This window comes from Streptacidiphilus monticola, from assembly GCF_042658505.1.
Taxonomy (GTDB): Bacteria; Actinomycetota; Actinomycetes; order Streptomycetales; family Streptomycetaceae; genus Streptacidiphilus; species Streptacidiphilus monticola.
Genome location: NZ_JBHSQJ010000106.1, coordinates 1 through 8,324, shown reverse-complemented (window position 1 = coordinate 8,324; position 8,324 = coordinate 1). Strand labels below are relative to the sequence as shown.

General features: G+C 73.7%; 4 protein-coding genes and 1 pseudogene. 3 read left to right on the top strand and 2 right to left on the bottom strand.

Annotated features, from left to right (window positions below):
* Window positions 1–930: 930 nt before the first annotated feature.
* Window positions 931–1,620, top strand: coding sequence for a DUF1062 domain-containing protein (locus ACFP3V_RS24030; protein WP_380587147.1), 690 nt, complete (start codon window positions 931–933; stop codon window positions 1,618–1,620).
* A 143-nt stretch (window positions 1,621–1,763) separates the two neighbouring features.
* Here ACFP3V_RS24030 and ACFP3V_RS24025 read toward each other — a convergent pair whose 3' ends face one another.
* Window positions 1,764–2,456 (bottom strand): alpha/beta hydrolase family protein, encoded by a 693-nt coding sequence (locus ACFP3V_RS24025; protein WP_380587144.1) that lies wholly within the window; start codon window positions 2,454–2,456, stop codon window positions 1,764–1,766.
* A 201-nt stretch (window positions 2,457–2,657) separates the two neighbouring features.
* Between ACFP3V_RS24025 and pepN the strand changes: the two genes are divergently transcribed.
* Entirely contained in the window at window positions 2,658–5,237 is a 2,580-nt protein-coding gene (gene pepN, locus ACFP3V_RS24020) for an aminopeptidase N (RefSeq protein ID WP_380587141.1), read from the top strand.
* A gap of 126 nt (window positions 5,238–5,363) precedes the next feature.
* Here pepN and malQ read toward each other — a convergent pair whose 3' ends face one another.
* Window positions 5,364–7,478, bottom strand: a complete 2,115-nt coding sequence (gene malQ, locus ACFP3V_RS24015) for a 4-alpha-glucanotransferase (protein ID WP_380587138.1) — start codon at window positions 7,476–7,478, stop codon at window positions 5,364–5,366.
* Window positions 7,479–7,677: 199 nt separating this feature from the next.
* Between malQ and ACFP3V_RS24010 the strand changes: the two are divergent.
* Window positions 7,678–8,324 (top strand): annotated as a pseudogene (locus tag ACFP3V_RS24010) (hypothetical protein); the annotation flags it as partial.

Below are 8,324 nucleotides of genomic sequence, written 5' to 3'. Positions count from 1 at the left end.
GCCCTCCCGCAGCCCGATTTTCCATTCAGCAGCACGGCGCCCCNCATAACACCCACCCAGACCACCAACCCCACACCTGACAAGCCGTCAGCACCTGCCGCACGGCCGCTGCCGCCCGCCCTCCCGCAGCCCGATTTTCCATTCAGCAGCACGGCGCCCCACCCGCCCAACGGCCAATGCCGTTGCAAGCGTCCCGCGCCTCCCCCCAGCCCCGAACCCCCCGGCTGCGCCCCCGACCCCGGCCCCCGCCGCAGTCGCGCCTTTCCAGGCGAGCGGAGCGAGCAGCACGGCGAGCCAGATCGCGCCGCCCCCAATGCCGTTGCAACCCCTTACGCCTCCCCCGACCCCGACCCACCCGCAGCCGCCGCCCCAGGACAGCAGCGGCGACCCCCGCCCCCGTCGCGTAGTTCCAGCGAGCGGCGCGAGCAGCACGATCAGTCAGATCCCGTCCCCCTCAATGCCGTTGCCGTCACCCGGGGCCGACCGGCTCCCGTCCCCGTCCCCGTCCCCGTCTCCGCCCCCGACCCCGGCTCCAGCTCCGGCTCCGGCTCCGGCTCCGGCCATCCCCACGCGTCATCCCCGCTGGCGGGCAGTCTCCGGAAATTCGGTTGCCGTCACGCCACCGGCTCATCCAGGATCCTCCGCATGGACCTGTAACGGCTGCCACGTGCCAAGTGCCACGTGCCGAATTCCACGTGCCAAGCGCCGAGCGTCAAGCGCCGCCTGCCGCCTGCCACGTGCCAAGTGCCACGTGCCACCAGCAACACCCTGTCGCGCGATCGACCTCGGAGCCCGCTGTCGCGGCGACCACGAGGCGATGACCCGCGCCCGCGTGAGCATCCGTCAGTTCCGGGAGACGAGCCGAGCCGCAGCGTCCTGTGCCTGCGTGCGCGAGCGAGCTCCCGCTCAGTGCTGAAAGCAACTGAATCCATGCATACCAACCGCAAGGCCCTGTGGGCCGTGCGTCAGTCCGGCCTGCCCACCGTCGTACGGCCCTGCCCGGACTGCTCCGGGCACCGGCATCGGCCGTCCGGGAAGATCCGCGTGAACGCGAGCGGCAAGCTCCTCGACGTCTGGCTGCTCCTGAGCTGCGCCTGGTGCGACCGGACCTCGAAGGTCGCCGTCCACGAGCGCGTCCACGTCTCGTCGCTGGAGCCCGCCCGCCTCGTGGCGTACGAGAACAACTGCCCGTCCGTCGTCCAGGAGTTGACGATGAGTGCGTCGCTCGCCGCGAAGAACGGGTACCGCCTCGACTGGACCGGGACCTGGAGGGTGGAGCCGCACACGCCGCTCTACGCACTCGACGACCCGACCCCGCTCACGGTGGGAGTCAGGTTCGAACTGCCCGCGCCGGTGCGGGTCGAGCGACTGCTGATGCTCGGGCTCGGGCTCAGCCGTTCCGCCGTCAGACGGATGGTCGCGGACGGGCGGATACGCCTGCCGCAGGCGCTCGCTTTGGACGCCAAGGCGCACCGGGACTTCGAGCTGACCCTCCACGGGCCCGGGGCCGTGGACGAGGCGAAGCAGGCGCACCTCCTCGACACTCCGGCCGTCGCGGGCGTGGTGCCGAGCGCAGCGCAGTCGCCGCACCCGCTGCGGCGAGCGACGGCCGGCGCGTAAGAGCAGCAGTGCCGCAGTGCCGCAGTGCCGCAGTGCCGCAGTGCCGCAGGGCCGCAGTACCGCAGGGCCCCTGGGCGGCCGTCGAACCGTGCCAGGGGTCCCGCCCCGGGCGGCGTAGCCCTGACCGACCCCCTGGGTCCCGGTCAGTCCGCCAGGCCCGCCAGCCACTGGCCCGCGGCCTCGACCAGTTCGGGGAGGACGGACGGCTGCGACTTGCGGACGGCGAAGGAGTGGTCGCCCGCGGGGAGGCCGAAGACCTGCACCCCGGGCGGAAGTTGGGGCCCGGCGGGGAACTCGTCCGGGTGGCCGAAGGCGTCGGCCGCGCCCTGGAGGACGAGGGTGGGGATGCCCGACTCGCCCGGCAGGGCGAGCTCCGCCGCACGGGAGTTGGCCGGCTTGCCCGGCGGGTGCAGTGGGAAGGCGAGAGCGAGGACGCCGACGGCCCCGGTCTCGGCGGCGGTGCGGCAGGCGACGCGTGCGCCCGCGCTGCGGCCGCCGGTGACCAGGGGGACGGTCGGGTCCTCTGCCGTGATCGCGGCCATCAGCGGGGTCCAGGCCGCGTCCAGGGTCTTCGGAGCGGGAGCGATCTTGCGGCCGGCCACCCGCCAGGGCTGTTCCACGAGGATCACCTCCACACCCCGGGCCGGGAGTTCGGCGGCCAGAGCCTGCAGGTCCGCGGCCTCGATGCCGCCGCCCGCGCCGTGGCCGAGGGCCAGGCGGAGCCGGGGCTCGCTGCGGGTGCCGGGGACGCGGAAGCGGCTGAGGCGCGCCTCGCCCACGGTCGTGGGCAGCAGGCTGACCTCGGGTTCGGGGGCTGAGCTGGGTGCGGCGGCCATGGTCCGAGCGTACGGACCGGGCGGCCGAGGGCACGTGAGTTGCCCCGGGAGGGTGAGCGCGTGTCGTCGCAGCGGGTCGCGGCCGCGACGGGGAGGGCGCGATGCAGCGGACAGCGGCGGGGCGGTCCATATCGTCGGGCAGTCCGTCGGCGTGGCATGCGAGGATGCCGACACGAGAAAGTCGACGAAGGAGTCCACAGCGTGCCTGGCACCAACCTGACCCGTGAGGAGGCCCGTACCCGGGCCGAACTCCTCCACGTGGACGCGTACGAGATCGAGCTCGACCTGGGCTCGGCCGCCGAGGGCGGTACCTTCCGGTCCACCACCGTGGTCCGGTTCGGTGCCCGGGAGGCGGGCGCGTCCAGCTTCATCGACCTGGTGGCGCCCCAGGTGCGCGAGGTCGTGCTCAACGGTGAGCCGCTGGAGCCGGCGCAGGTGTTCGCGGACAGCAGGATCGCGCTGCCGAACCTGCGGGAGCAGAACGAGCTGCGCGTCGTCGCGGACTGCGCCTACAGCAGCACCGGCGAGGGCCTGCACCGCTTCGTGGACCCGGTGGACCAGCAGACGTACCTGTACACCCAGTTCGAGGTGCCGGACGCGCGGCGGGTGTTCGCCGCGTTCGAGCAGCCGGACCTGAAGGCGACGTTCCAGTTCACGGTGACCGCCCCCGAGGGCTGGCGGGTCGTCAGCAACGAGGTCTCGCCCGAGCCGGAGAAGGCGGGCCAGGGCCTGGAGGTGCACCGCTTCGCGGCCACGCCGCGGATCTCGACGTACATCACGGCGCTGATCGCCGGGCCGTACGTGGGCGTCTTCGACGAGTACCAGGGCGAGGGCGGCCAGCGCGTGCCGCTGGGCATCTTCTGCCGTCCGTCGCTGGCGGAGTACCTGGACGCGGAAGCCCTGTTCGAGGTCACCAAGCAGGCCTTCGACTACTTCCAGCGGAAGTTCGACTTCGCCTACCCCTTCTCCAAGTACGACCAGCTGTTCGTGCCGGAGTTCAACGCGGGCGCGATGGAGAACGCGGGCGCCGTCACCATCCGGGACCAGTACGTGTTCCGCTCAAAGGTGACCGACGCCGCCTACGAGGTGCGCGCCGAGACGGTGCTGCACGAGCTGGCGCACATGTGGTTCGGCGACCTGGTCACCATGGAGTGGTGGAACGACCTGTGGCTGAACGAGTCGTTCGCCACCTTCACCTCGATCATCTGCCAGTCCGAGGCCCCGGGTTCGCGCTGGCCGCACGCCTGGACCACCTTCGCCAACCAGATGAAGACCTGGGCCTACCGGCAGGACCAGCTGCCGTCCACGCACCCGATCATGGCGGAGATCAACGACCTGGAGGACGTCCAGGTCAACTTCGACGGCATCACCTACGCCAAGGGCGCGTCGGTGCTCAAGCAACTCGTCGCGTACGTCGGCAAGGACGAGTTCTTCAAGGGCGTCCAGGCGTATTTCAAGCGCCACGCGTGGGGCAACACCCGGCTGTCCGACCTGCTCGGCGCGCTGGAGGAGACCTCCGGGCGCGACCTGAAGGCGTGGTCGAAGGCGTGGCTGGAGACGGCCGGCATCAACGTGCTGCGGCCGGAGATCGAGACCGGCGAGGACGGCGTGATCACCCGGTTCGCGGTCCGCCAGGAGGCCCCCGCACTGCCCGCGGGCGCCAAGGGCGAGGCCGTGCTGCGGCCGCACCGCATCGCGGTGGGCCTGTACGAGGTGCAGGACGGTCGCCTGGAGCGGGTCGAGCGGGTCGAACTCGACGTCGAGGCGGCCGAGCTGACGGAGGTCCCGCAGCTGGTCGGCGTGCGCCGCCCGGCGGTGGTGCTGCTCAACGACGACGACCTCTCCTACGCGAAGGTGCGGCTGGACGCCGAGTCGCTGGCCGTGGTGACGGAGCGGATCGGCGACTTCGCCCAGTCCCTGCCGCGCGCGCTGTGCTGGGCGGCGGCCTGGGACATGACCCGCGACGGCGAGATGCGCACCCGCGACTACCTGGAGCTGGTGCTGCGCGGCGTGGGCAGCGAGTCGGACATCGGCGTGGTCCAGTCGCTGCAGCGGCAGGTGGGCCTGGCGCTGGCGCTGTACGCGGACCCGGAGTGGCGCGAGACCGGCCTGCGCCGGTACGCGGACGCGGCGCTGGAGCACCTGCGCCGTGCGCCCGGCGGCGGCGACCACCAGCTCGCGTGGGCCCGCGCGTTCGCCTCGGTGGCCCGGACGGACGCCCAACTTGACCTGCTGCAGGGCCTGTTGGACGGTACCGAGGTGATCGAGGGCCTGGCCGTGGACACCGAGCTGCGCTGGTCCCTGCTGGAGCGGCTGGCCGCGACGGGCCGGGCGGACGAGCCCGAGATCGCGGCCGAGCTGAAGCGCGACGCCACGGCGGCGGGCGAGCGGCACGCGGCGACGTGCCGCGCGGCGCGCCCGACGGCGGAGGCGAAGGCCGAGGCGTGGGCATCGGTGGTGACCGAGGAGAAGCTCAGCAACACCGTCCAGGAGGCGGTGATCGGCGGCTTCGTCCAGACCGACCAGCGGGAGCTGCTGGCGCCGTACACCGAGAAGTACTTCGCTTCGGTGAAGCGGATCTTCGAGGAGCGGACGCACGAGATGGGCCAGCAGATCATCGTGGGCCTCTACCCCTCGGTGCAGGTCTCGCAGGAGACGCTGGACGCGACGGACGCGTGGCTGAACGAGGCCGACCCCGCCCCGGCTCTGCGCCGCATGGTCGTCGAGTCCCGCGCGGGCGTCGAACGCGCCCTCAAGGCCCAGGCTGCCGACAGGGGCTGACCCCAGGGGCGCGGGGAACTGCGCGACCAGCCCACCACCCCGCGGAGGTTCGACCCGATCAAAGGGCCGAACCTCCTTGGGTGGTGTGTTCTCGCGCCGTTCCTCGCGCCCGTGGAGCGCGTATGGCTAAAGCTCGCGGTTCAGGACCTCCGCGAGGTGGGCCGGGCCCGGGGACCCTGCCAGCGCTTCCAGCGTCATCGGGTGCCCCTCCGAATCCGCGAGCGGCAGCCGCCAGTTCGGGTACTCCGTCGAGGTCCCGGGGAGGTTCTGGGGCCTCGGGTCACCCACCGTGTCGGGGAGCCACACCCCCACGAGGCGCGCCGGGGTCCGGGCCAGATACCGGTGCAGGGCGACCAGTTCCGACCCCTGGTCCGCCGGGTCGAACGCGGGGCCCTCGCCGTAGGGTGACGTGGGCTCCAGCAGGCCCTCGCGGGCCAGCTCGCCCAGCCACTCCTCCGTCTCCGTCTCGTCCTCGGCCTGCTCCTCGGCCAGGGGGCGGTCCAGCAGGCCCAGCCGGTGCCGGAGTTCGACGTGTTCGCCGCTGAGGCGGGCCGCCGTGCTGGGCAGGTCGTGGGTGGTGAGGGTGGCCACGCAGTCCGCGCGCCAGCGGTCCGCGGGGAGCGGGACCGCTCCTCCGTCCGCCTCGTAGTCGCGCTCGAACCAGAGCACCGAGGTCCCCAGGATGCCGCGGGCGGCCAGTTCCTCACGCACGCCCGGCTCGACCGTCCCCAGGTCCTCGCCGATGACGAACGCTGCGGCCCGGTGCGCCTCCAGGGCCAGGACGCCGAGCATGGCCTCGTGGTCGTAGTGGACGTAGACGCCCTCGGTGGGCCGACGGCCCTCGGGGACCCACCAGAGGCGGAACAGGCCCATCACGTGGTCCACCCGGAGCGCGCCCGCGTTGCGCAGCGCGCCGCGCAGCAGGTCGGCGTAGGCGGCGTAGCCGGTCGCGGCGAGGGAGTCCGGGCGCCACGGCGGCAGGCCCCAGTCCTGGCCGTGGGCGTTGAAGGCGTCCGGGGGCGCGCCCACGGAGATGCCAGAGGCGAGAACGGCCTGCAGCGCCCAGGCGTCCGCGCCTTCGGGGTGGCAGCCGACGGCGAGGTCGTGGATCACGCCGATGGGCATGCCGGAGTCGCGGGCCAGGGTCTGGGCGGCGGCGATCTGTTCGTCCGTCAGCCAGGCGAGCCAGCGGTGGAACTCGACCCGGGGGGCCAACTCCCGTGCGGCGCGGGTGACTGCGGCGCTGCCGGGGTCGCGCAGGCCGGCGGGCCACCGGCGCCAGTCGGTGCCGTGGACCTCGGCCAGGGCGTTCCAGACGGCGAAGCCCTCCAGTCGTTCACCCTCGCGCAGCCGGTAGGCGGCGTAGGCGGCCTCGCGGCCGGGGCCGCGCGGGACGGTGTGCAGGAGTTCCAGGGCCTCGCGCTTGAGGGCCCAGACCGCGTCGCGGTCGATCAGGGCGTCGTGGCGCAGCACCGCGTCGCGCAGCCCCGCGCCCTTGGCGGCGGTGCGGGCGACGCGCTCCCGCGCGGCCGGGTCGAGGTAGGCGAACTCGGGGACGTTCTCGACCCGCAGGTAGAGCGGGTCGGCGAAGCGGCGGGAGGAGGGCCGGTACGGGGACGGGTCGGAGTGGCCGCCGGGGGCGGCGGGCAGGCCCGCGTGCAGCGGGTTGACCTGGACGAAGGCGGCGCCGAGGCGACCCGCGGCCCACTGGACGAGTTCGGCGAGGTCGCCCAGGTCGCCCATGCCCCACGACCGTTCGGAGAGCACGGAGTAGAGCTGGGCCAGGTACCCCCAGCCGCGCTCCTCGGGGCCGTGCAGCCGGTCGGGGGCGACGATCAGCGGCGCGGCCGTCGCCGCCTCGGCGCCCAGGCGGACGCAGAGGGTGTGGTAGCCGAGGGGCAGGTCGGCCGGGAGCGAGCGGCCGCCGCCGACGGCCCGGGGGAAGGGGACGCTGACGGTGCGGGTGCCGCCGCCCTCGAGTTCGACCCAGAGCTCCGCGGGGTTGGGCACGTCCACGCTGAGCGGGTGGCCGTGCCGCTGGACCAGGCAGCGGGGCAGCAGCCGCGTCTGCTGACGGCGCCTCAACTGTTCGAGCGCGTGGGCGGCGGACTCCTCGGTGGAGGCGTCGACGTCCATCGCGGCGAGCACCGCGACCAGGGTGTCGGGCGGAGTGTCGGCGGTGGGCCGGACGCCGTGGGCCTCGGCGAGTACGTGCAGGGCGGTCGGGCGGGCTGCTGCCACAGCGGGCTCCTCGGCGAAGCGGTCGGTCGACGGCGGACGCTGGGTCACCTCTACCCGTGTGGCGGCAGCAGGCAACCCAGATGACATAGTGTTGCGGATTCGGACATAACACCCGTGCTGCGCCGCGGCGTTGACACAGCGTGTCCACGTCTGGTGGGCTGTCGGCAGTTCCGACCCCCAGGCATCAGGAGTCCACTGCATGGACCACCGGCCCCCGGCTGCGGACGGCCTTGTCGCCGCCCTGGGCAGCAGTCTCCGCCGACAGCTGGCACAGCGTTCCACGCTGCACTCGGTCGCCTACTCCGCCCCCGGTCTGACGGTGCGTCGGACTGCGGCGCGCACGGCCAGGAGACTCGCCCCGGAGACGGCCGACCGGCTGATCGCGCAGTTCAAGGGGACGGCTCCGCTGCTGGAGCCGGTGCGCCGACGGGGCCGGGCGCTGCGGGCGAGCGCGGCGCTGACGGTCGCGGCCGTGGTGGGCTCGCTGGCGGTCGGTCCGGACACCGCGCTGGCCCAGGACCGCGGCCCGCTGACGGCGAGCAGCACGACGGCGACGGCCGGGCAGCCCACCGGGGCGATCTACCCGAAGCCGCAGTCCCAGCAGGCGTACGGCACCGCGACGCCGCTGACCTCGCGGGTGGTGCTGGTGGCGCCTGCGGGCGTGGACGCGGCGGCGCTGGCCGCCCTGCGGTCGGCCCTCGGCGCGGCCGGGGTGCGCGACGTCGAGTCGGCCGACGCGGAAACCGCGCCCCGTGCCGGGGTGCTGACGGTGTATCTGGGCGGCGCGTCCGAGGGCGCGGGCCGCGGGGCCGACCGGGCGCTGGGCGCGCTCGCGGCGGCCGGCGG

Excerpts from the sequence above, each read along its gene's own strand:
- ACFP3V_RS24030 (WP_380587147.1), top strand. The coding sequence starts at position 931 with ATGCATACCAACCGCAAGGCCCTGTGGGCCGTGCGTCAGTCCGGCCTG.
- ACFP3V_RS24025 (WP_380587144.1), bottom strand. The coding sequence starts at position 2,456 with ATGGCCGCCGCACCCAGCTCAGCCCCCGAACCCGAGGTCAGCCTGCTG.